The sequence below is a fragment of the Pedococcus ginsenosidimutans genome, from assembly GCF_039544395.1.
Taxonomy (GTDB): Bacteria; Actinomycetota; Actinomycetes; order Actinomycetales; family Dermatophilaceae; genus Pedococcus; species Pedococcus ginsenosidimutans.
In genome coordinates this window covers 797,088-818,607 of the sequence record NZ_BAABLO010000001.1, presented here as the reverse complement: position 1 = coordinate 818,607, position 21,520 = coordinate 797,088, and the positions used below count along the sequence as shown (strand labels likewise).

Below are 21,520 nucleotides of genomic sequence, written 5' to 3'. Positions count from 1 at the left end.
TAGGATGACAGCGCAGCGCAGCGGCGACTCACGAGGAGGCACAGTGCACGGGGTTGGGCCTTCGACGGTGCTGGGCGGCCGCTACGCAGTGCAGCGCCGGCTCGAGCAGCTGCCGAGGGCCGAGCGGTGGTCCGCCCACGACCTGACCCTGGAGCGCGACGTCGTCGTCGTGTGCTTCGGCGAGGACGAGGGCCACGCAGCCGCGACCCTCGACGCCGCCCGGCGCGCAGCCGGGCTCGACAACCACCGCCTGGTCCGGGTCCTGGACGTCGGCCGGTCCGACGGCATCGCCTTCTTCGTCGAGGAGGCCATCCCCGAGTCGCACACCCTCGCCCAGGTGCTCGAGCAGGGCGGCCTGCCCGCCGAGGAGGCCCGACGCATCGCCGGTGAGGCGGCCACCGGCCTCGAGGCCGCCCGGTCCCGCGGGTTGCACCACCTGCGCCTGACCCCCCACGCCGTCCTGCGCTCCTCCGACGGCACCATCAAGGTGCGCGGGGTCGCGACGGCTGCCGCGATCGCCTCGCAGGAGGACGTCCCCTCCGCCGCCGCAGCGCGCCTCGACGCCGTGGGTGTCGTCGCGATCACGTACGCAGCCCTGACCAGCCGCTGGCCGCTGCCCGGCTCGGTACCGGGCCTGGAGGCCGCGCCGCACGTGGTCGGGGGCGTCCCCGCCCCCTCGGAGATCGCCGCCGGGGTGCCCGGCGACCTCGACGCGCTGTGCCGGCTCACGCTCAACGACGACCAGGGTCCCCTCACCCCGGGCGACTTCGCCGCCCAGATCGCGCCCTGGGCCCCCACGCAGGTGGTCGGGCTCGGGGGCAGCGCCCCCCGCGAGGCCGACGACGGCCTGGCCCGGACCGTGGCCCTGCCCGTCGCCGACCTCGAGCGCAGCGGCCTGCGCGCCGAGCGGGGTGACGAGGGAGCCCACGGCACCGGAGCGGGACCAGCGGGCGCAGCCGCTGCCGGCGGCGCAGCGAGCGGTGCGGGCGCACCGTACGACCAGGCCACCCACGTGGTCCCCGCCCCGGGCGCCGGCGGCCACCCCGAGGACGCACCCGGACCGGCCGGCGAGGAGCACGGCGGTGCCGCCGCCGGCGCCGCCGCCACGGCCGCAGCGGTCGGGACCGCCCTCGGTGCAGCCGGCCAGGCTGCCGGGCACGCCGCTGGTGCGGCCGCCCACCGCGTGGGGTCGTTCGCGAAGGCCGCTGCCGACAAGGCCGCCGAGCGCAAGGCCGCCCGCGAGGCTGCCGAGCGCCAGGCCGAGCAGCGGCGGATCAGCCTCGACGAGGCGTTCGTCGACGGACCCGACCTGCTCGACCCGCCGCTGCCCATGCTGCCGCCGGAGACGGCCGAGGCCCCGACCCGCGACCAGTCCAAGATCGTGCTCGCGATCATGGCCGCCTTCCTCGTGGTGGTCACCCTGTTCGGCTTTTGGGGAGCGTCGCGGATCGGTTCCAGGACCGACCTCGGGCTGGGCACGAAGACCCCCCGCAACACCGTTACGGTCACCGCACCGACGGCCACCGTGACCCCCAGCGGGAGCTCGAGCGCCCCGAGCGGCACCGCCTCCGCCGGTGAGCCGTTCGCCATCCTCAGCGCCACCGGCTTCGACCCCGAGGGCGACAACGCCGAGCGCAACAGCGAGGCGCCCCGCGTCTTCGACGGCAAGACGGACACCTTCTGGAGCTCCGAGGGCTATGCCAGCGCCAACCTCGGCGGCCTGAAGAAGGGCGTCGGCGTCCGGGTCGACCTCGGCCAGGTCCACAAGATCTCCCAGGTCGACCTCGTGCTGCCCGACGCCTCCGACGTCACGGTGTTCGTCGGCCAGGACCGCACGCGCGACAACACCACGGTGATCGGCACCTCGAAGGGCAAGAAGGGCGAGATCACCCTCAAGGCCGACAAGCCGGTGGACGGCCAGTACGTCTTCGTCTGGTTCACCTCCGTCTCCAAGGTCGCCGACGGTCGGTTCCGCGCCACGCTGGCCGAGGTCTCGGTCCGCTAGCCGCCCCGGCGAGCAGGCGGCACACCCATGGACCACCGGCCCCTGCACGAACGCGACGACCGCGAGCTGGTCAGGCTGCACGTCGAGGGCCACCCCGACGCGTTCGGGGAGCTCTTCCGGCGCCACCGCGACCGCATGTGGGCCGTGGCGCTGCGCACCACCGGCAACCGCGAGCTGGCCTCCGACTGCGTGCAGGACGCGTTCATCTCCGCGTTCCGCAGGGCCGGTTCCTACCGGGGCGACGCGGCGGTGACCACCTGGCTGCACCGGATCGTCGTCAACGCCTGCCTCGACCGCCTGCGCCGCGACAAGCCGACCTCCCAGCTGCCCGAGCACGAGCTGGCCGACCGCCGCGACGCCCACGCCTCCCTCGAGACCCGGCTGGACGTCCGGGAGGCGCTCGCCCGCCTCCCCGAGGGCCAGCGCCTCGCCCTCGTCCTGGTCGACATGCACGGCATGTCCGTCGCCGAGGCGGCCCTGGTCCTCGAGGTGGCCGAGGGCACCGTGAAGTCCCGGTGCAGCCGTGGACGTGAGGCCCTCGCCGCGATGCTGCGGGAACGATCGGGGCAGCCGTGACGTCGTACCCATGGAGCAACCGCCGTGCCCACCGGCAGGTCCCGTCCTCATTCCCCGTCGCACCGAGGAGGTTGTCGTGGTGAGCACCCCGCCCGTCCCTCCTCGTGGACCCGAGGACCGCGACGCGGACGACCCGACCGGCATCCGGGCACTGCTGTCGGGCCTCGGCGACCCCGGGCCCATGCCGGCCGACCTCGTCGACCGCATCAACGCCTCCATCGCGGCGGAGCAGGCGGCCCGCGGGCAGGGCTCCAGCGTGGTGCCGATGCGCCGTCGGGTCCCCGGCTGGCAGAAGTACGGCCTGGTCGCCGCCGCCGTCGCGGGCCTCGCCGTCGGGGTCCCCGCCCTCCTCGGGACCGGTCCGCAGGACGTCATGGCGTCGCTCAGCCGCTCCTCGGACCAGTCCGGCGCTGCCGCGAGCTCCGCCGAGAAGGTCGCGCCACCGATCGCCTCCTTCACCCCTGCCGCGCCCGGCTCCTCGGGGTCGGGCGCGCGGGCCACCAGCGCCGTGGGCACCGTCACCATGGTGGCGACCGGCACCGGGTACACGTCCTCCGAGCTCGCCGAGCAGGCGCGCACCACGATGTTGGGGCCCTTCGACGGGTCCTCCCCGGGATCGGCTGGCCAGGGCCGCGCGACCGGTGCGCTCGACGCCGCCGGGCTCCGCGAGTGCCTCACCGCCATGGGGGTGCCCGCGTGGATGCCCGTGGTGGGTGACGTCGCCACCTTCGACGGCTCGCGGGCCGTGGTCGCCGTGGTCAGCAGCGACACCGGCCAGGACGCGTACGCCGTGCCCACCTGGTGCGACGCCACGCACGCCAGGGCCCTCGCCGGACCGGTACGGATCCGCTGACCGGCACCGGCCTGCCGCCTGCCGGCGCGGAACATCCAGGCCCTACGATCGGTTGCAGACATCGGCACCGTATGTAGCGGTGCACCGCCTTCCCGACCACAAGGGGCTGTAGCCGCGTGAGCACCACCGCACCTGCTGACATCCGCAGTCTGATCATCATCGGCTCCGGGCCGGCCGGGTACACCGCCGCCGTGTACGCCGCCCGGGCCAACCTCCAGCCGCTGCTGTTCGAGGGCGCCGTCACCGCCGGTGGCGCGCTCATGAACACCACGGAGGTGGAGAACTTCCCCGGGTTCCGCGAGGGCATCATGGGCCCGGACCTCATGGAGAACATGCGGGCCCAGGCCGAGCGCTTCGGCGCCGAGATCATCACCGACGACGTCGAGTCGGTCGAGCTCGACGGTGACGTCAAGACCGTGGTCGACGCCGAGGGCAACACCTACCGCGCCCGCGCCGTCATCCTCGCGATGGGCTCGGCCTACCGCGAGCTCGGGCTCCCCGACGAGAAGCGGCTCTCGGGCCACGGCGTCTCGTGGTGCGCGACCTGCGACGGGTTCTTCTTCCGCGACCAGGACATCGCGGTCGTCGGCGGCGGCGACTCCGCGGTCGAGGAGGCCACGTTCCTCACCAAGTTCGCCCGGACGGTGACCATCGTCCACCGCCGCGACGAGCTTCGCGCCTCCAAGATCATGGCCGAGCGCGCCCTGTCCAACGACAAGATCCGGTTCGCCTGGAACTCCGCCGTCGACGCCATCCACGGTGAGGACAAGCTGACCGGTGTCACGCTGCGCGACACCGTCACCGGTGAGACCCGCGAGCTGCCCGTCACCGGCCTGTTCGTCGCCATCGGCCACGACCCGCGCAACGAGCTCGTCAAGGGCGTCGTCGACCTCGACGACGAGGGCTACGTGCTCGTCCAGGGCCGCAGCACCCTCACCAACCTGCCCGGCGTGTTCGCCGCGGGCGACCTCGTCGACCACACCTACCGCCAGGCCATCACCGCGGCGGGCTCCGGCTGTGCGGCCGCCCTCGACGCGGAGCGGTTCCTCGCCGACCAGGAGCACGCCGGCTCCCCCAACCCCGACGCCGCCCTCACCGAGGCGCCGGCGCTCACGCACTGACGCCCCGCCCGCCCTGCTCACGCCGGTCGGGCCGCACCACCGCGACCACCCCAGATCCCCAACCAGCAGCACCACCGAAAGGAGCCCCCGAGTGGGAGCCATCAAGGACACCACGGACGCCACCTTCGAGGCAGACGTCCTCCAGAACGACAAGCCCGTCCTCGTCGACTTCTGGGCGCCCTGGTGCGGTCCGTGCCGCGCCGTCGCCCCCGTCCTGGAGGAGCTCGCTGTCGCGCACGCCGACAAGATCGACATCGTGAAGCTCAACACCGACGAGAACGTCCAGGTGAGCTCGCGCTACGGCATCACCGGCATCCCGACGCTCAACGTCTACGTCAACGGCGAGGTCGTCAAGACCCTCGTGGGCGCCATGCCCAAGCCGAAGCTCGTCCGCGAGCTGGCCGACTACCTCGGCTGACCGAGCGGCCACGGCAGCACGTGCCGGTCGCCCCCGTGGGGCGGCCGGCACGCTACATGTGGCCCCCGTCCCCGGCCCGGTGCGCTGTCCACACCCCGCCACGGCGGCGTACGGCGCGTGCCGGCGCCGGACCTCGGGCACGAGCGGGACCCCAGGGGCGACTCGGCACTCGTCCACCCGGCGTACTGCGGTTGGATGAACCCGGGACCCTGACCTACGCTCGACCTCTGCACGCGGACAGCCCGATCCGCACCAGATACCCCTGACCTGCACAAACGTCCCTGTCCCCCTTGGAGGCTGCGTGTCCGACAGCAAGAACGGTCTGCTCGGCCTCGGCAGCCGCGGCGCCGCCGTCCTCGACGTGCGCACGCGCCTGGCAGCCCTCGCCTCCGACGACCTGCCAGAGCTGCGTGGCCTGCTCGACGCACCTGTGGACGACGCTGTGGACAAATCCCCTGACGTGTTCGACCGGGCGCTCGAGCGCGCAGTCCGGGCCTTCCAGCAGCACAAGGGCCTCATCGTCGACGGCGTCGTAGGCGTCGAGACGTTCGGCGCGATCGACGGCGCCCGCTGGTCCCTCGGCGACCGCATCCTCGTGCACACCCCCGGCCACCTGCAGCGCGGCGAGGACGTCGCCGCCCTCCAGGAGCGGCTCAACACTCTGGGCTTCGCCGCAGGCCGTGCCGACGGTCGCTTCGGTCCCGAGACCGAGCGCGCCGTGCGCAGCTTCCAGCGTGCCTACGGCCTGCCGGGCGACGGTTCCGTGGGCCCGGAGACGCTGCGGGCGTTCGAGGACCTCCGCCGGTCGGTCTCGGGCGGCTCGGCCACCGTGCTGCGCGAGCGGGAGCGGGTACGCCGCGCCGGCCACAACCTCAGCGGCCGCACCGTCGTGCTCGACCCCGGTCACGGGGGTGCCGACAGCGGGGCCGCGGCGAACGCGCTGGTCGAGTCCGACCTGGTGATGGACCTCGCGCGCCGCATCGAGGGCCGCCTCACGGCCATCGGCGTGTCCGTGGTCTACACGCGCACCCAGCACAGCAGCCCCACCGAGGAGGAGCGGGCCGCGATCGCCAACGCTGCCGGCGCCGACCTCCTGCTCTCGCTGCACTGCGACTCCCACGACGTGGCCGACGCCAGCGGGGTGGCCACCTTCTTCTTCGGCCGCGACCGCAGGACCTCCTGGTCCGCCATCGGCGAGCACCTGGCCGACCTCGTGCTGCGTGAGATCGTCGCCCGCACCGGGCTGGCCAATTGCCGCTCGCACGGCCGCTCCTGGGCGCTGCTCCAGCAGACCACGATGCCGGCGGTGCGGATCGAGGCCGGGTACCTCTCCCACCCCGTCGACGCCGAGCGCCTGGCCGACCCGGCGTTCCGCGACACGATCGCCGAGGCGGTCCTCGTCAGCCTCCAGCGCCTCTACTTGGGGGACGACGACACCGCCACCACGGGCGTCCTGCAGCTCGGCGACCTGCGCGCCTACCTCGCTGCGCACTCCTGACGCGAGCGTTCTCGCCGCGCACTCCTGACGCGCGAATCACCAAGCAGCACAACGGCTTTCGTTCGTTGCCCTGGGCGGCCCTGGCGCCCAGGGAGTCGTCGAGACCGCCGTGGTGGGTGGGCCTGCGGGTGGATGTTTCCCGTGAAACATCCACCCGACGCCGGGCTCAGGCGCTGCGGTCGACGCCCAACAGGTCGACGATGCGGTTGAGGTCCTCGACCGAGGCGAACTCCACCGTCAGCTTGCCCTTGCGCTGACCCAGCGCGATGTTGACGCGGGTGTCGAAGCGGTCGGAGAGACGGGCGGCGAGGTCGTCCAGCTGCGGGTGCCGGTTGCCCGCCCGCGGCCGCCGCGGCGCCGGCCGCTCCTGGTCGCCGCCGAGGGCGACGATCTCCTCGACGTTGCGCACGGAGAGGCCCTCCGCGACGATCCGCTGGGCCAAGCGCTCCATCCCTGCTGCGTCGTCGAGCGACAGCAGCGCCCGAGCGTGCCCGGCCGACAGCACCCCGGCCGCGACGCGGCGTGCCACGAGCGGCGGCAGCTTGAGCAGCCTCAGCGTGTTGGAGATCTGCGGTCGCGACCGCCCGATGCGCCCGGCCAGCTCGTCGTGGGTGCACCCGAAGTCCTCGAGCAGCTGCTGGTAGGCCGCGGCCTCCTCGAGCGCGTTGAGCTGGCTGCGGTGCAGGTTCTCCAGGAGGGCGTCGCGCAGGAGGTCGTCGTCGTCGGTCTCCTTGACGATCGCCGGGATCGTCGCCTTGCCGGCCTCCTGCGAGGCACGCCACCGGCGCTCACCCATGATGAGCTCGTAGCGCACGCCCTCAGGAGCGCTGTCGAGCTCGTCAGGCCCCTGACCTGCAGGAATGGGGCGCACGACGACCGGCTGCAGCACCCCGATCTCTCGGATCGAGTGCACGAGCTCGGCCATGTCGTCCTCGTCGAACACGGCGCGGGGCTGCTTGGGGTTCGGCCGGATCGACAGGATCGGCAGGTCGCCGTAGGAGGCCCCCGGCACGGGGGCCAGTCCCTCACGCGCCGGCTCGTCGTCGCTGGGCGCGCCCTCACTGGAGCCGGAGAGGCCTGCCTCGGCCGGTGCGGCACCGTCGGCCCGCAGGTCGGTGCCTTCGCCCTCGGTCCCGTCACTGCCGTTCCCAGCAGTGCCGCGCTCGGTCGCGCCGTCCTCGGCCGCACCCTCACCGTTGGCGCCGGCCCGGGCGCCGCCGTTGGCGCCGCTGTCCGTCCCCGCCCCGTCGGCCTCGGACGGCACTGCGGCAGGCACCGTCGCGGAGGGATCCTTGTCAGTGCTGGGCTGGAGGCGCTGGTCGGGGAAGAAGACGTCCACCGGGCGTCCCGTCGGGGAGGTGGGGGCGTTGGGGATGAGGGCACCCAGGCCCCGGCCGAGGGCGCGGCGCTTCTCGCTCATGTGGTGGTCCTTCTCGTCTTCTGCGGGATCGGTGGTGGGAGGTCTGGTATCGCTCAGGCGCTGGTGGGGGCCGCGCCCCGGTCGGCGAGCTCGGCAGCCGCGCCGAGGTAGGACAGGGCGCCGCTGGAGTTCGGGTCGTACGTCATCACAGTCTGCCCGTGGCTCGGCGCCTCGGAGATCCGTACCGAGCGGGGCACCGTGTTGCGCAGGACCTGGTCGGGGAAGTGGTTGCGCACCTCCTCGGCCACCTGGGCCGACAGGCGCGTGCGGCCGTCGTACATCGTCAGCAGGATGGTCGACACGTGCAACGTCGGGTTGAGGTGGTTGCGGATGAGCTCGATGTTCTTCAGGAGCTGGGAGAGCCCCTCCAGCGCGTAGTACTCGCACTGGATCGGGATGAAGACCTCCTGGGCGGCGACGAAGGCGTTCACCGTCAACAGTCCCAGGCTAGGAGGGCAGTCCACGAGCACGTAGTCCGGCACGGGGAGGTCTGCGGTGGCCGCGTGCTGAAGGTAGGCGGTGATGGCCCGTTGCAGCCTGGTCTCCCGGGCCACCAGCGACACCAGCTCGATCTCGGCGCCCGCCAGGTCGATCGTCGCGGGCGCACAGTACAGGCCGGGGATGTCCGGGCACTCCTGCACGACGTCCGCCATCGGCGTCCCGTCCACGAGCACGTCGTAGATGCTCGGCACCTCTGCGTGGTGGTCGATCCCGAGCGCCGTGCTCGCATTCCCCTGCGGGTCGATGTCGATCACCAGCACGGTGAGACCCGCCTGGGCCAACGCCGCCGCCACGTTGACCGTGGTCGTGGTCTTGCCGACCCCACCCTTCTGGTTGGCCACGGTCAGCACGCGGGTGGCCACCGGCTTCGGGAACACGCGACCTGTGAGGGCGATGCGCTTCCGGGCGTCCTCGGCGACCGCGCGGGCCAGAGGGGTGTCGTGGTCCGCCGTCGGCAGGGAGGAGGCCAGCTCCTCGCGCTCGTCTGTTTCACGTGAAACGACAGCGGCCAGGGCCTCATCGGCCGCTTCCACATCGCCGTGGTGGCTCGGGCTCTCATTCACCGTTTCACGTGAAACGGCACCGTCCTCGCGGCGCTGCTGCTCAGCGGGAGCAGTCTTCGCCGTCTCGCCGTCGATCGCGTCGCTCGTTTCACGTGAAACAGGCTCGTCCGAGACGGGAGTCGGCCAGCCGACCGGGGCCGACGAGCCGCCCGGCCGCCGCGGCCACCCCAGCCCGGATTCGAGCTCCAGCGGGGTTGAAGTCACGCGGTCACCTCGTTGGCCATGGGCATCATCCAACCCTACGCGGACCATCCGGAACAAACCGGTGAGCGCGCCGAGACCTGAGCGCTCGATCTGGGTCGTGGCTGGTCAGCGGCGAGCCCGGGACCCCTTTGCGGGGCGGCTGCGCAGGCCACTGCGGCTGCCGACCGTGAGCTCGAGCGTGGTCGTGGGCACCTCCAGGAGGTCGACTCCGTGCGTGCGCACCACCGCACCGCTCATGCCGAGACGCCGCAGCACGGGGGTGGCGGCGTCGAGCTCGTCCTGGGCACTGCTGCCCTTGAGCGCTACCAGCGTGCCGCCGTCCTCCAGCAACGGGAAGGTCCAGCGCGCGAGCTTGTCGACCCGGGCGACCGCGCGCGCCGTGGCCCACGGAACCTGCAGGACACCGTCGAACTCCTCGGCCCGGCCGCGGTGCACCGTGCAGTTGTCGAGCCCGAGCTCGGCGATGGTGTCGCTGAGCCACGTGGTGCGCCGGAGCATGGGCTCGACCAGGTGCAGGTGCAGGTCCGGACGCGCGATCGCGAGCGCCAGGCCGGGCAGGCCGGCTCCCGAGCCGACGTCGACGACCGCGACGCCGTGGGGGAAGGAGTCCTCGGCGATCGCGCAGTTGAGGATGTGGCGTTCCCAGAGGATCGGCACCTCACGGGGTCCGATGAGCCCGTGGGAGACGCCGGTGTCTGCCAGGACGCTCGCGAACTGCTCCGCGACGACGAGCCTGTCGCCGAACACGGTCGTCGCCGCCGGCGGCGCCGCGGGCGCGACAAGCGGCGCCTCTGGGGCGGAGGACGCGGCAGAGGACTCGGCAGGGGACTCCGCAGTGGACTCGGCGTCGGGGCTGTCGGCGGGGAGGGTCATGGTCACCTCGGTGGTCGATCGCCGTCACGCGGTCCGTGCTGGCGTTGCGGCGACAGCCTAGGGCCTCCCACCCGAGGTCCGGTCCAGGGCCCGTGCCAGGCACGCGCCGAGCCGAGCTGCTCCAGCGAGGTTCCGCCACGTCGGTCCAAGCTCAGGCGTCGTGGAGACACGAGAGGCGCAGGACCAGTGGTCCTGCGCCTCTCGGGCAGGCGCCGTGTGGCGCCGTTTCACGTGAAACAGGTCAGCCGGGCAGCACCACGACGAAGCGGCGCGGCTCGACGCCGTCGGACTCGGAGCTGAGCCCGGCCGCGAGCACCTCGTCGTGCACGACCTTGCGCTCGAACGCCGTCATCGGCTCCAACGAGGCCTTCTCGCCGGTGGCCCGCACGTCAGCGATGGCCTTCTGGGCGATGGTGACCAGTGCAGCGCGGCGTTCGGCACGATGGCCGGCGACGTCGAGCATGAGGCGCGACCGCTCTCCCGTCGCCGACTGCACCGCGAGCCGCGTGAGCTCCTGCAGCGCGTCGAGCACCTTGCCGTCGGGGCCGACGAGGCGACGGGGTACCCGGCCCTCCTCGGAGTCGACGATCGACACCGCTGCACGGTCCCCGTCCACGTCCACGTCGATGTCGCCGTCGAGGTCGGCGATGTCGAGCAGGGTCTCGAGGAAGTCGGCGGCCACCTCGCCCTCGCGCTCGAGGTCAGCGGTCTTGGCCGGGCGGCGACGGCTGGCGCCCTCGCCGTGCGCGTCGGCGGACTCCGCCTCGCCGGACTCCGCCTCGCGGACGTCCGCGTGGGTGGCCTGGGAGGAGGGCTCGGTACCGGTGGACGCGGTGCCCTCTGCTGCGGCGGGCTCGCTGGTGGCCACCGCGGCCTCGAGGGCCTGGTCGCCGTCGACGGCGCTGTCGTGCTGCTCAGTCATGGTCATGGCTCTCAGTTGTCGGTCTTGGACGTGGTCTCGGTGGCGGCGGCGCCGGGCGTGGCTGCCCGCGGCTTGGCGCCGCCACTCTTCTTCTTCTTGTTGCGGCTGGGCTGCTGACGCTGGCCGCTGGGCTTCGGCGCCTCGGCACCGTCCGACTTGTCGCTCTTGTCCAGTCCCTTGACCGTGAACTCCTCCACGGGCTTGCCCCGCTTGGCCCTGCGCGCCTGCATGGCCTTCTCCGCGGGTGACCCCGGGGCGGGCATGCGGCGGATCACGTAGAACTGCTGGCACATGGACCACACGTTGGTGGTGAGCCAGTAGAGCAGGACGCCGATGGGGAAGTTCACACCGGAGATGGCGAAGAACAAGGGCATCAGGTAGAGCAGCATCTTCTGCTGCTTGGCGAAGGGGTTGTCCAGCGCGGAGGCCGGCATGTTCTTCATCATCAGCTGGCGCTGGGTGGTGAAGGTGCTGGCGGACATCAGGACGATGAGCACGATCGTCACGATCTTGGTCGTGAGGGTGTCGGCCCCGATGAACTTGTCGGAGAGCTGCGCGCCGAAGAGCGTGGACTGCTCAGCCTGACCGGCCAGGGTCCGCGTGATCGGCCCGATCTGCGGGTTCTCGCCCGAGGCGATCTTCTGCAGGCCGTTGAGCACCCGGAACAGGCCGAAGAAGAACGGCGACTGCAGCAGGATCGGCAGGCACGAGCTGAACGGGTTGGTCCCCGTCCGCTTGTACAGGTCCATCGTCTCCTGCGTCATGGCCTGACGGGAGTCCGGGTCGGTCTTGCCCTTGTACTTCGCCTGGATCTTCTGCATCTCGGGCTGGATGAGCTGCATGCGCCGCGAGGCGTGGATCTGCTTGACGAACAGCGGGATCATCGCCGCGCGCATGACGACCACGAGGCCGATGATGGACAGCACCCACGCGGCACCCGAAGCCCCGGGGATCCCGATCGCGGTGAACACGGAGTGCCAACCCCACAGGATCCACGACACGATCCATTCGAACGGGTAGATCAGGCTGTTGAAGCTCATGGTGTCCTCAATCTGGTGGCGCGACGTCGGGGTGACGCCTCGCCGATGGTTCCGGCAGCACGGTGCGTAGTCCGCCCTGCCGGCAGGGAGTGGGCCCTAGCGCTGGTGGGCGGCCGGGGCGGGTGGTGCAGGGTCTGGGGGCACGGTCACCGGGTCGGCGCGCACCGCGGTGTGCTCGGTGTGCTCCGGGGAGAGCTCCGGGACGTGGTCCACGCCACCCGGAGTCCAGGGGTGACACCTGCCCAACCGCTTCAGCGCGAGCCAGGTTCCCTTCACGGGGCCGAAACGGCGCAGGGCGGTCACGGCGTACGCCGAGCACGACGGGTAGTAACGGCAGGTCGGTGGCCGCAGGGGTGAGACGAACCGCTGGTAGAGGACGATCGCACCGATGACCGGGGCGGTCACCACCCGGCCGACGGTGGTCACGACGGTGCCGCCACGCCGGAGGCGGCGTGGGCGGTGGCAGCGTGGGCGGCCACCTTGGCGGTGACCCGCGGCAGGAGCCGGTCCAGCTCGGAACCCAGCTGGGCAGAGGTGGCGTGCGCCGCGGCCGGGTTGGCGCGGACCACGACGTCCACCCCGGCCGGCACCTGCCCGATCCTCGCAGCGGCGAGGGCGCGGAGCCTGCGCTTGGTGCGGTTGCGCACCACCGCGTTACCGACGCTCTTGGATACGACAAAACCGACCCGCGGCGGGAGTCCCGCGCGCGCGTCGGTCTGGCCAGCGTGGACCACGATGAGCGTGGAGCCTGCTCGGGCTCCCCTGGGTCCCCTCAGAACCGCCGCGAAGTCCGAGCTCGCACGGAGCCGGTGCCCCGCGGGCAGCACAGGGGTCGCCTCAGGCGGAGAGCTCGGAGCGGCCCTTGGCGCGACGGGCCGACAGGATGGCGCGACCCGCACGGGTCCGCATACGCAGGCGGAAGCCGTGGGTCTTGGCCCGACGACGGTTGTTCGGCTGGAAAGTACGCTTGCTCACGAGGGATCTCCGTTACTGGTCAGGCGCGGCGCCTGCTGAGTGCTGGTCTGCGGTCCACCAGCCGCAATCGGAAACCCGCGACCTGACGCCACCGGGGTGGGATCGGGGCAGTCACGGGCATGCGAAAACGGCCGACAGGCCTGCTCCACGGTACGCGAGCGCTGTCCACAGGGTCAAACCAGCGCCCGGCGCCCTGCTCGCCACCCGGAGAGGACCTCCTCTAGCATCGGTTTCGAGCACCCGCACCGCGGACACGCCGCGGGATCGGAAAATTTTGACTCGCAGATCCCCAATTTTCGGGGTTTGGCTTGCTCCGCGGCCTCCGGCCTTGTTAGCGTCCACCCTCGTCCCATCCCCATACCCACAGGTTGTGGATAAGAGTGTGGACAAGGCACCATGACCCTGCGACAGGGCAGCGACCGCGGACACCGTCGAAAGGGATGTGGACCAGTGAGTGACGCCGATCTGGACTTTGCTCAGATCTGGCAGAACACCATCGCCACCCTCGACGCCGACGGGCTCCCCGCGCGTGAGCGCGCCTTCCTCGCCCTGGCCCGTCTGTCCGGACTGCTGGACGGCACCGCCCTGGTGAAGGTGCCCAACGACTACACCAAGGACGTCGTCGAGCAGCGCGTGCGCGATGCCGTGACCAGGGCCCTCTCGAGCCAGCTCGGCGCCCCCGTCAACCTCGCCGTCTCGGTGGACCCCTCCCTCGACGAGGACCACTACGTCGAGGACACCGTCGGCTTGGTCGAGGAGCACCGGGGCACGGGGGGCCATGCCTTCGACGACACCGCGTTCTCGACCGACCGCGGCGGGTCCGGGCAGGTGGACCACATGGCCGGCCACCACGGCGGCACCCCCTCGCTGGACCGGTCGAGCCAGGACCAGCCGCCGGCACCCCCGCAGCGCCGCCCGCGCGACGAGGTGCCCAGCATCACCGACGAGTCGGCGACGAGGCTGAACCCCAAGTACACCTTCGACACCTTCGTCATCGGTGCGAGCAACCGGTTCGCCCACGCGGCCGCGGTCGCGGTCGCCGAGGCGCCGGCCAAGGCGTACAACCCGCTGTTCGTCTACGGCGAGTCCGGGCTGGGCAAGACCCACCTGCTGCACGCGATCGGGCACTACGCCCGCAACCTGTACCCGCACGTCAAGGTGCGCTACGTGAACTCCGAGGAGTTCACCAACGACTTCATCAACAGCATCCGCGACGACAAGGCGAGCAACTTCCAGCGCCGCTACCGCGACGTCGACGTGCTGCTCATCGACGACATCCAGTTCCTGCAGGGCAAGGTGCAGACGCAGGAGGAGTTCTTCCACACGTTCAACACCCTGCACAACGCCAACAAGCAGGTCGTCATCACCAGTGACCTCCCCCCCAAGCTGTTGTCGGGGTTCGAGGAGCGGATGCGCAGCCGGTTCGAGTGGGGCCTGCTCACCGACGTCCAGCCCCCCGACCTCGAGACCCGCATCGCGATCCTTCGCAAGAAGGCCATCCAGGAGCGGATGAGCGCCCCCGACGAGGTGCTCGAGTTCATCGCCAGCCGGATCTCGACGAACATCCGCGAGCTCGAGGGCGCGCTCATCCGCGTCACCGCGTTCGCCAGCCTCAACCGGCAGAGCGTCGACATGGGCCTGGCCGAGATCGTGCTCAAGGACCTCATCCCCAACGAGCAGGGCTCCCAGATCACCAGCGCGACGATCATGGCGCAGACCGCGGCCTACTTCGGGCTCACGATCGAGGACCTGTGCGGCACGTCCCGCTCCCGGGTGCTCGTGACGGCCCGCCAGATCGCGATGTACCTGTGCCGCGAGCTCACCGACCTGTCCCTGCCGAAGATCGGGCAGCAGTTCGGCGGCCGCGACCACACCACCGTCATGCACGCGGACAAGAAGATCCGGCAGCTGATGGCCGAGCGGCGGGCGATCTACAACCAGGTCACCGAGCTCACCAACCGCATCAAGCAGCAGTCCCGCTGACGCTCGCCGCCTGGGTTGTCCACAGGACAGTCCACAGGTGTGCGTGCGTGTTCACCGCTCCGTTACCCAGCGCGACGCCCGGCGGCTTCGTGGCGAGCGAGCACGACCACGTGCTCCGCTGAGCACGGGACCGGACGGAATCAGGGCAAAACAGCGCACACCCCCCGTGGTCCACACCTGTGGACAACTCTGTGGGTATGTGGGCACCGTCCACCGCCATCCGTCGAACGGATGATCTTCCTGCACACCCGTGGACAACCTGTGGACAACCCGTGCACGACACCCCGGCAGGGTGGGGACGAGACGGGCGTGTCGTGTGGAACGCCTGTGGGCGCCGATGCCGCGTCCACAGCCCGACGCCGCGTGCCCCACGGCTCGTCCCCGGGTCGTGCACAGCCGTCCGCGCCCGCTGACCTGCACCGATGCCCGTGGTCCACAGGATCCACACCCCCTACAACGATGACTACCCCTCTCAACTCATGGATCCAGCCCCGAGGACCAACCCTGACGACCCCCGGAGACTTGAGGACGAGAAATGAGGACTGGAGACGAGGACGGGACGGAGCCCCTCGAATCCCACGATCCGGGTTGGCCGCACCCACACCGGGCACTAGGGTCAGTGCGCAATCACATTCTTGGGGTTTGAGTACGCGGCGCGGCCGCGCGAAGGGCAGGTACGACGGTGAAGTTCCGGGTCGAACGTGAGGTGCTCGCCGACGCCGTGACCTGGGTGGCCCGTGGGCTGCCGGCACGTCCCCCGGTCCCCGTGCTGGCCGGTGTGCTCATCGTCGCCGAAGAGGAGGGGACCCTCACCCTGTCGGCGTTCGACTACGAGGTCTCCGCGAAGATCACCGTCGCCGCCGACGTCGCCGAGGCCGGGACGGTCCTCGTGCTCGGACGACTGCTCGCCGACATCTCGCGCAACCTGCCCTCCAAGCCGGTGGACGTCGCCACCGACGGCAACAAGGTCGCGGTCACCTGCGGCTCGTCCCGGTTCAGCCTCATGCAGATGCCGGCCGACGACTACCCCACCCTGCCCATCTCGCCCACCGCGAGCGGCCACGTCGACGGCGGGCTCTTCACCCAGGCTGTCGCGCAGGTGTCGATCGCGGCCGACCGCGGCGACACGCTGCCGATCCTCACCGGGGTCCGCGTGGAGATCGACGGCGAGAAGATGACGCTCCTGGCCACCGACCGCTACCGCCTCGCGATGCGTGAGCTGACCTGGAACCCCAACGCCACCGACGCCTCCCACCTGGCCCTGGTGCCGGCCCGCACGCTGTCGGAGACGGCCAAGGCGCTCGGCGCCTCCGGGTCCATCGAGGTCGCGCTCGGCTCCTCGGCCGGCGGTGACGGGCTCGTCGGCTTCGAGGCGGGCCAGCGCCGCACGACCAGCCGCCTGCTCGACGGCGAGTACCCCAAGGTCACCTCGATCTTCCCCACCAGCGTCGACACCGAGGCGGTCATCAAGACCTCCGAGCTCGTCGAGGCGGTCAAGCGCGTGGCACTGGTGGCCGAGCGCAACACCCCCGTCCGGCTGCGGTTCACCGACGGCCAGGTCGCCATCGAGGCCGGCACCGGGGACGACGCCCAGGCCTCGGAGGCCGTCGAGTCGACCCTGTCCGGGCCCGAGATCGAGATCGCGTTCAACCCCCAGTTCCTCCTCGACGGCCTCGGTGCCGTCGGCACGGACTACTCGCGGCTGTCGTTCACCCAGCCCTCGCGGCCGGCGGTGCTCTCCGGCCAGGCCGAGCAGGACGGCGAGGCCGACACGTCCTACCGCTACGTGCTCATGCCCGTCCGCTTCGCGAGCTGACCACCCCCGGGCGTAGCCTGACCTACGCGCACGGCGCGGTATGCCGTCTCGCCCGGTCCGGCCCCACGTGCGGACGTCCCGGGAACACCCCGCGCATCCCCCACACGAAAGGCGTCGTCACATGCAGCTCGGTCTGATCGGCCTCGGCAAGATGGGCGGCAACATGCGCGAGCGCATCCGCCGCGCGGGCCACGAGGTGGTGGGCTTCGACAACAACCCTGCCGTCTCCGACGTCAAGACGCTGGCCGCGCTGGTCAAGAAGCTCGACGCGCCGCGCACCGTCTGGGTCATGGTCCCCTCGGGTGAGCCGACGCGGGCCACCGTGGCCAAGCTCGCCGGCCTGCTCGACAAGGGCGACCTGGTCATCGACGGCGGCAACAGCCGGTTCACCGACGACTTCGAGAACGAGGCCCTGCTCAAGACCAAGGGCATCGGCTACCTCGACTGCGGCGTCAGCGGCGGCATCTGGGGCCTGGAGAACGGCTACGGCCTCATGGTCGGCGGTTCGGCGGCCAACGTGAAGAAGGCGATGCCGATCTTCGACGCCCTGCGCCCGGAGGGCCCCCGCGAGGAGGGCTTCGTCCACGCCGGCAAGGTGGGTGCCGGCCACTACACGAAGATGGTGCACAACGGCATCGAGTACGGCCTGATGGCCGCGTACGCCGAGGGGTACGAGCTGCTCGAGGCCAAGGACATCGTCACCGACGTACCGGGTGCCTTCAAGGCCTGGACCCGCGGCACCGTCGTCCGGTCCTGGCTGCTCGACCTGCTCGTCGACGCGCTCGAGAAGAACCCCCACCTCGAGGACGTGTCCGGCTACACGGTCGACTCGGGCGAGGGCCGGTGGACCGTCGAGGAGGCGATCGCCAACTCGGTGCCCATGCCGGTCATCTCGGCGTCGCTGTTCTCTCGGTTCGCCTCGCGCCAGCAGGAGTCCCCCACGATGCAGGCCGTCGCCGCGCTGCGTGGCGGGTTCGGTGGCCACCAGGTGATGTCGGTCGCCGAGGGCGAGAAGCTCCGGGCCGAGGGTGCCCCCAAGCACGAGAAGGCCGTGGCCGCGCAGGTCGCGCCGAAGGAGAAGCCCACCAGGAGCGCCGCCAAGGCCACCGCCAAGGGACGCAAGGCCGCAGCGGCCGGACCGTCCTCGGGCACCGGCTCCACGCGCGGCGCCAAGAAGGCGCGCTGACTCCTCGGCGTCCTGCCGTCGAGCCAGCGCCCGCCCTCGAGTCCGTGATCGGTCAACCGTGCACGTCCGCCACCTGACCGTCTCCGACTTCCGCAGCTACCCCACGGCCGAGCTGCCGCTCGAGCCGGGGGTGACCACGCTGGTCGGGCTCAACGGCCAGGGCAAGACCAACCTGGTCGAGGCGATCGGCTACCTCGCCACGCTGTCGAGCCACCGGGTCGCCACCGACCAGCCGCTCGTGCGGTTCGGTGCCGAGCAGGCGGTGATCCGCGGCGCGGTGGTGCGGGACGGGCGCGAGACCCTGGTCGAGCTCGAGATCAACCCGGGCCGGGCCAACCGGGCGCGGCTCGGCCGGGCTCCGGCAGGGCGGCCGCGGGACGTGCTGGGCACCCTGCGCACCGTCCTGTTCGCTCCTGAGGACCTCGCCCTGGTCAAGGGCGACCCGTCAGAGCGCCGCAAGTTCCTCGACGACCTGCTGGTGTCCCGGCAGCCGCGGTGGGCCAGCGTGCGCAGTGACTACGACAAGGTCCTCAAGCAGCGCAACGCCCTGCTCAAGTCGGCGGCGCCGGTGCTCCGGCGCGGGCAGCGCCGCCCCGCACCCCGCCCCACGGACGAGCCGGTCGAGGACGCCCGCGCCTCCGCGCTGCACACCCTCGACATCTGGAACGAGCACCTCGCCTCGGTGGGGTCCCAGCTCCTGTACGCCCGGCTCCGCCTCCTGCGCGACCTCGGGCCCTACCTGGCCAAGGCCTACGACGAGGTGAGTGCCGGCCAGTCCGACGCCCGGGTGTCCTACAAGAGCTCGCTGCGCGAGGCGGCGTCGGCGGAGCTGGCCGCGGGTGAGGTGCCCGAGATCGACCAGCTCCGCACCGAGATCCTCGAGACCCTGGCCGAGCTGCGTGACCGGGAGGTCGAACGGGGCATGTCGCTGGCCGGGCCGCACCGCGACGACCTGGTCCTGTCGCTCGGGGACCTGCCGGCGAAGGGCTACGCGAGCCACGGCGAGAGCTGGTCGTTCGCGCTGGGGCTGAAGCTGGCGGCATACCAGCTCCTGCGCCACGACCTCGGCGACGACCCCGTGCTCATCCTCGACGACGTGTTCGCCGAGCTGGACTCCGGCCGCCGCGAGCGGCTCGCGGCGATGGTGGCCGACTGCGAGCAGGTGCTCATCACCGCGGCGGTCGATGCGGACGTGCCGGGCACCCTCACCGGCCGCACGTACGCCGTGAGCCTGGGTGAGGTGGCCCTGCGTGGGTGAGGGGCGCGAGCCGGGACCGGGGGACGGTCGCCGCGACGGTCCGTTCGAGGACGCGCTCGAGGAGCCGGCCGCGCAGCTCGCGGAGGGCGCGGAGGGAGCCGGTGCCGACGCCGAGACTGACGACCCGACCACCGACCTGACGACCGACGAGCTGACGGCCGCGGCGGAGGACGCAGCGGCCGCGGCCCTGCAACGAGCCCGGGCCGCCGCGCGGGACAAGGGCCTGCGTCCGGGGTTGAGACCGATGCGTCGCCGCCGGCCGGGCGAGCCGTCGAAGGTCCGGCGCGACGGGCGCGACCCGCTGCTGCTCGGCGACCAGCTCGACCGGCTGCTGTCCGACCGCGGCTGGAAGGTCGACGTCGCGGTCGGGTCGGTGATGGGCCGCTGGCCCCAGATCGTCGGCGATGAGGTGGCGCAGCACTGCACCCCGGTCACGTTCGAACTCGGCGTGCTCACCGTACGGGCCGACTCCACGGCCTGGACCACCCAGCTGCGCCTGCTGGAGGCCTCGATCATGGGTCGGCTGGACAACGAGGTGGGCAAGGGGACCGTCGCCGCCCTCAAGATCGTGGGCCCGAGCGCCCCCTCGTGGTCCAAGGGGCCGCGCCGCAGCCAGGGCCCCGGCCCGCGCGACACCTACGGCTGAGCCGACACCTCGACCGCCTCGCCCGTACCGCGCTTCAGCAGGATGGTGCCTTCAGGAGGCGGCACGGGGCCGCTCGTGACCAGTGAGTGCAGGAACGCCTCGACGCGCGGCCTCGCCTCCTCCACGGTGAGCCGCCGAGCACCCGGCTCCCCGGGCCCACGGAAGTGGTCGTGCAGCTGGGCCGAGTGGTGCGCCAGCAGGCAGCTCGTCAGGTGGGGCTGGTGGTCGGCGGCGTTGAGGGTCCAGCGCAGCGTCTCCACCAGCAGCGGGTGCAGCTCGGTGCTGGTGGTCGTCGGTGGGGCCAGCACGAAGACGATGGTGTCGTCGACCTCCCACAGCCCCTCGGCCGGGTCGGCCCGACCCGCCCGCACGGCGACCTCGTGGGCGGTGAGGCCGGTGCGGCAGCTGCTCAGCAGGACGGTCGTCCCGACCTCGTCGTCGGTGTCGAACCGGCAGGTGCCCGAGACCTGGATGTCGGAGGGGGTGACCTCGAGCGCCAGCTCCTCGCAGGCCTCCCGGGCCAGGGCGCGCAGCGGGTCGGGCAGCCCGAGCGGGTCGTTGTCGTGGCCGATGCCGAAGCGGGGCCGCATCTCGAGGTTGCCGTTGACGCCGGGGTTGAGCCGGTGCGGGAAGGGCACGTGCTCGGAGCGACGGGCCAGCACGAGGTAGCCGTCCGAGGTGACCGGCAGGCAGGACAGCGTCAGGACCGCGGCCTGGGCGCTCAGCTCCGCACGCGGGGTACCCAGTCCCCTGCTGCCGACGTACTGGGTGGCGACCACGGCGCTGTACGACGCCTCCGCGAGGGTGAGGTGCAGGCGCAGCCACCCGCTCATGCCGTCGCGCTGCAGCCGCACCGCCCGCAGCGAGGGAAGCACCCCGTCGAACGCCTTCCCGATCATCCGGTCCTCGAGGACCCGGCGCTGGGAGGGCGTGAGCTCCACGGTGCGGGTGGGCGTCCCGTCCTCCTCGGCGAGGGCCTCGCTCAGGCCACCGGCGACGACCCACCGCTCGCGGACGTGGGAGACCGACAGAGCGTTGAGCAGGCCGCCGGGACCTGCCCCTGGGGCGAGGTTCGACAGCTCGAGCCGTGAGGTTCCGGCCTCGCAGCGGACCGACAGCGCACCCATGGTCGGGGCACCGCCACGCATGAAGGCGGCAGCCTCCCCCAGATGGGTCGCCACCGCGTCGGCGGTGTCGGCCTGCATGGCGATGAGCGGTGCCGACCCACCGCCGAGCAGGCCCCGGGCGCGCTGGCGGGCCCCCAGGCGCCGGTAGGCGTCGGCGAGTTCTCGCAGCGACTCAGCCGGGTCCGGACCCGCTCCCAGCGCGGACAGGGGGTGGTCGGAGTCCGCGCCGCGCTGGTCCAGCCAGCGCAGCTCCTCCGCCGGGGTCAGGCACGTGGTGTCGGCCAGCACGGCCCGCACCCTCTCGCCGCAGGCGCGCCTGGCACGCACGCGCTCGGTGACGACCGGCCCTTCGGCGAGGGAAGCGAGGACCCTCCCGACCGTACGGCGCCGGTCCCGTGCCAGCGCCGACCGCACCAGCGGGTTGCGGCCGGAGATCCAGAGCAGGAGCACGGTGAAGGGCACCCCGACCGTGAAGACGTTGGCCGCCGCGGAGATCCAGTCGGTGAAGGTCTTGGCGTCGGGCACGGGGGCCTCT

Annotated in this window: 20 protein-coding genes; 11 read left to right on the top strand and 9 right to left on the bottom strand. The window is 72.0% G+C overall.

The annotated features are described in order from the left end of the window. Positions 1 to 43 precede the first annotated feature (43 nt). The 6 genes from ABEA42_RS04105 to ABEA42_RS04080 all read left to right on the top strand — a co-directional run bounded on the left by ABEA42_RS04105 (position 44) and on the right by ABEA42_RS04080 (position 6,471). A complete protein-coding gene (locus ABEA42_RS04105) occupies positions 44 to 2,005 on the top strand; it encodes a protein kinase family protein (protein WP_345501371.1) in 1,962 nt (653 codons plus the stop codon). A 27-nt stretch (positions 2,006 to 2,032) separates the two neighbouring features. Beyond that, complete coding sequence (gene sigM, locus ABEA42_RS04100) at positions 2,033 to 2,581, top strand: RNA polymerase sigma factor SigM (protein WP_345501369.1); 549 nt, start codon at positions 2,033 to 2,035, stop codon at positions 2,579 to 2,581. A gap of 79 nt (positions 2,582 to 2,660) precedes the next feature. Beyond that, the gene (locus ABEA42_RS04095) at positions 2,661 to 3,434 is read left to right on the top strand and encodes a hypothetical protein (protein ID WP_345501367.1); all 774 of its coding nucleotides are present in this window, start codon (positions 2,661 to 2,663) and stop codon (positions 3,432 to 3,434) included. Positions 3,435 to 3,550: 116 nt separating this feature from the next. Next, the gene (trxB, locus tag ABEA42_RS04090; protein ID WP_345501366.1) at positions 3,551 to 4,555 is read left to right on the top strand and encodes a thioredoxin-disulfide reductase; all 1,005 of its coding nucleotides are present in this window, start codon (positions 3,551 to 3,553) and stop codon (positions 4,553 to 4,555) included. Between the two features lie 91 nt (positions 4,556 to 4,646). Then, positions 4,647 to 4,973 carry a thioredoxin gene (gene trxA, locus ABEA42_RS04085; RefSeq protein WP_345501365.1) on the top strand — a complete coding sequence of 109 codons (327 nt, stop codon included), beginning with the start codon at positions 4,647 to 4,649 and terminating at the stop codon, positions 4,971 to 4,973. Between the two features lie 301 nt (positions 4,974 to 5,274). Next, positions 5,275 to 6,471, top strand: a complete 1,197-nt coding sequence (locus ABEA42_RS04080; protein ID WP_345501363.1) for an N-acetylmuramoyl-L-alanine amidase — start codon at positions 5,275 to 5,277, stop codon at positions 6,469 to 6,471. 166 nt (positions 6,472 to 6,637) lie between these two features. On the opposite strand, the gene ABEA42_RS04075 is transcribed toward ABEA42_RS04080, so the two are convergent. The 8 genes from ABEA42_RS04075 to rpmH form a co-directional block, all read right to left on the bottom strand. After that, positions 6,638 to 7,891 carry a ParB/RepB/Spo0J family partition protein gene (locus ABEA42_RS04075; RefSeq protein ID WP_345501361.1) on the bottom strand — a complete coding sequence of 418 codons (1,254 nt, stop codon included), beginning with the start codon at positions 7,889 to 7,891 and terminating at the stop codon, positions 6,638 to 6,640. Between the two features lie 53 nt (positions 7,892 to 7,944). Continuing rightward, positions 7,945 to 8,925, bottom strand: coding sequence for a ParA family protein (locus ABEA42_RS04070; RefSeq protein ID WP_345501359.1), 981 nt, complete (start codon positions 8,923 to 8,925; stop codon positions 7,945 to 7,947). Positions 8,926 to 9,264: 339 nt separating this feature from the next. Then, on the bottom strand, positions 9,265 to 10,032 hold the full coding sequence (rsmG, locus tag ABEA42_RS04065; RefSeq protein WP_345501358.1) for a 16S rRNA (guanine(527)-N(7))-methyltransferase RsmG: 768 nt from the start codon (positions 10,030 to 10,032) through the stop codon (positions 9,265 to 9,267). A 241-nt stretch (positions 10,033 to 10,273) separates the two neighbouring features. After that, the gene (locus tag ABEA42_RS04060; protein WP_345501356.1) at positions 10,274 to 10,954 is read right to left on the bottom strand and encodes a Jag family protein; all 681 of its coding nucleotides are present in this window, start codon (positions 10,952 to 10,954) and stop codon (positions 10,274 to 10,276) included. Positions 10,955 to 10,965: 11 nt separating this feature from the next. Further along, positions 10,966 to 11,994, bottom strand: a complete 1,029-nt coding sequence (gene yidC, locus ABEA42_RS04055; protein ID WP_345501354.1) for a membrane protein insertase YidC — start codon at positions 11,992 to 11,994, stop codon at positions 10,966 to 10,968. Between the two features lie 96 nt (positions 11,995 to 12,090). Next, a complete protein-coding gene (gene yidD / locus ABEA42_RS04050) occupies positions 12,091 to 12,420 on the bottom strand; it encodes a membrane protein insertion efficiency factor YidD (RefSeq protein ID WP_345501352.1) in 330 nt (109 codons plus the stop codon). After that, positions 12,417 to 12,821 carry a ribonuclease P protein component gene (rnpA, locus tag ABEA42_RS04045; RefSeq protein ID WP_345501350.1) on the bottom strand — a complete coding sequence of 135 codons (405 nt, stop codon included), beginning with the start codon at positions 12,819 to 12,821 and terminating at the stop codon, positions 12,417 to 12,419. Before rnpA ends, yidD begins: the two co-directional genes overlap by 4 nt. Before the next feature lie 10 nt (positions 12,822 to 12,831). Beyond that, on the bottom strand, positions 12,832 to 12,969 hold the full coding sequence (rpmH, locus tag ABEA42_RS04040; protein ID WP_056882794.1) for a 50S ribosomal protein L34: 138 nt from the start codon (positions 12,967 to 12,969) through the stop codon (positions 12,832 to 12,834). 450 nt (positions 12,970 to 13,419) lie between these two features. On the opposite strand from rpmH, the gene dnaA reads away from it, so the two are divergent. The 5 genes from dnaA (at position 13,420) to ABEA42_RS04015 (ending at position 19,858) form a co-directional block, all read left to right on the top strand. Further along, positions 13,420 to 14,952, top strand: a complete 1,533-nt coding sequence (gene dnaA / locus ABEA42_RS04035; RefSeq protein ID WP_345501349.1) for a chromosomal replication initiator protein DnaA — start codon at positions 13,420 to 13,422, stop codon at positions 14,950 to 14,952. Between the two features lie 682 nt (positions 14,953 to 15,634). Continuing rightward, a complete protein-coding gene (gene dnaN / locus ABEA42_RS04030) occupies positions 15,635 to 16,768 on the top strand; it encodes a DNA polymerase III subunit beta (protein ID WP_345501348.1) in 1,134 nt (377 codons plus the stop codon). Positions 16,769 to 16,889: 121 nt separating this feature from the next. Next, on the top strand, positions 16,890 to 17,954 hold the full coding sequence (gene gnd / locus ABEA42_RS04025) for a phosphogluconate dehydrogenase (NAD(+)-dependent, decarboxylating) (protein ID WP_345501347.1): 1,065 nt from the start codon (positions 16,890 to 16,892) through the stop codon (positions 17,952 to 17,954). A 58-nt stretch (positions 17,955 to 18,012) separates the two neighbouring features. Then, a complete protein-coding gene (recF, locus tag ABEA42_RS04020; protein ID WP_345501346.1) occupies positions 18,013 to 19,212 on the top strand; it encodes a DNA replication/repair protein RecF in 1,200 nt (399 codons plus the stop codon). After that, positions 19,205 to 19,858: a DciA family protein gene (locus ABEA42_RS04015; RefSeq protein ID WP_345501344.1), complete on the top strand. Its 654-nt coding sequence runs from the start codon at positions 19,205 to 19,207 to the stop codon at positions 19,856 to 19,858. Before recF ends, ABEA42_RS04015 begins: the two co-directional genes overlap by 8 nt. On the opposite strand, the gene ABEA42_RS04010 is transcribed toward ABEA42_RS04015, so the two are convergent. Beyond that, positions 19,849 to 21,510, bottom strand: coding sequence for an NUDIX hydrolase (locus ABEA42_RS04010; protein WP_345501343.1), 1,662 nt, complete (start codon positions 21,508 to 21,510; stop codon positions 19,849 to 19,851). The genes ABEA42_RS04015 and ABEA42_RS04010 overlap by 10 nt on opposite strands. Between the last annotated feature and the right edge of the window lie 10 nt (positions 21,511 to 21,520).

What these genes read in the sequence shown, in the direction of transcription:
- sigM (WP_345501369.1), top strand. Translation starts at nt 2,033, where the DNA reads ATGGACCACCGGCCCCTGCACGAACGCGACGACCGCGAGCTGGTCAGG.
- ABEA42_RS04075 (WP_345501361.1), bottom strand. Translation starts at nt 7,891, where the DNA reads ATGAGCGAGAAGCGCCGCGCCCTCGGCCGGGGCCTGGGTGCCCTCATC.
- rsmG (WP_345501358.1), bottom strand. Translation starts at nt 10,032, where the DNA reads ATGACCCTCCCCGCCGACAGCCCCGACGCCGAGTCCACTGCGGAGTCC.
- ABEA42_RS04060 (WP_345501356.1), bottom strand. Translation starts at nt 10,954, where the DNA reads ATGACTGAGCAGCACGACAGCGCCGTCGACGGCGACCAGGCCCTCGAG.
- yidC (WP_345501354.1), bottom strand. Translation starts at nt 11,994, where the DNA reads ATGAGCTTCAACAGCCTGATCTACCCGTTCGAATGGATCGTGTCGTGG.
- gnd (WP_345501347.1), top strand. Translation starts at nt 16,890, where the DNA reads ATGCAGCTCGGTCTGATCGGCCTCGGCAAGATGGGCGGCAACATGCGC.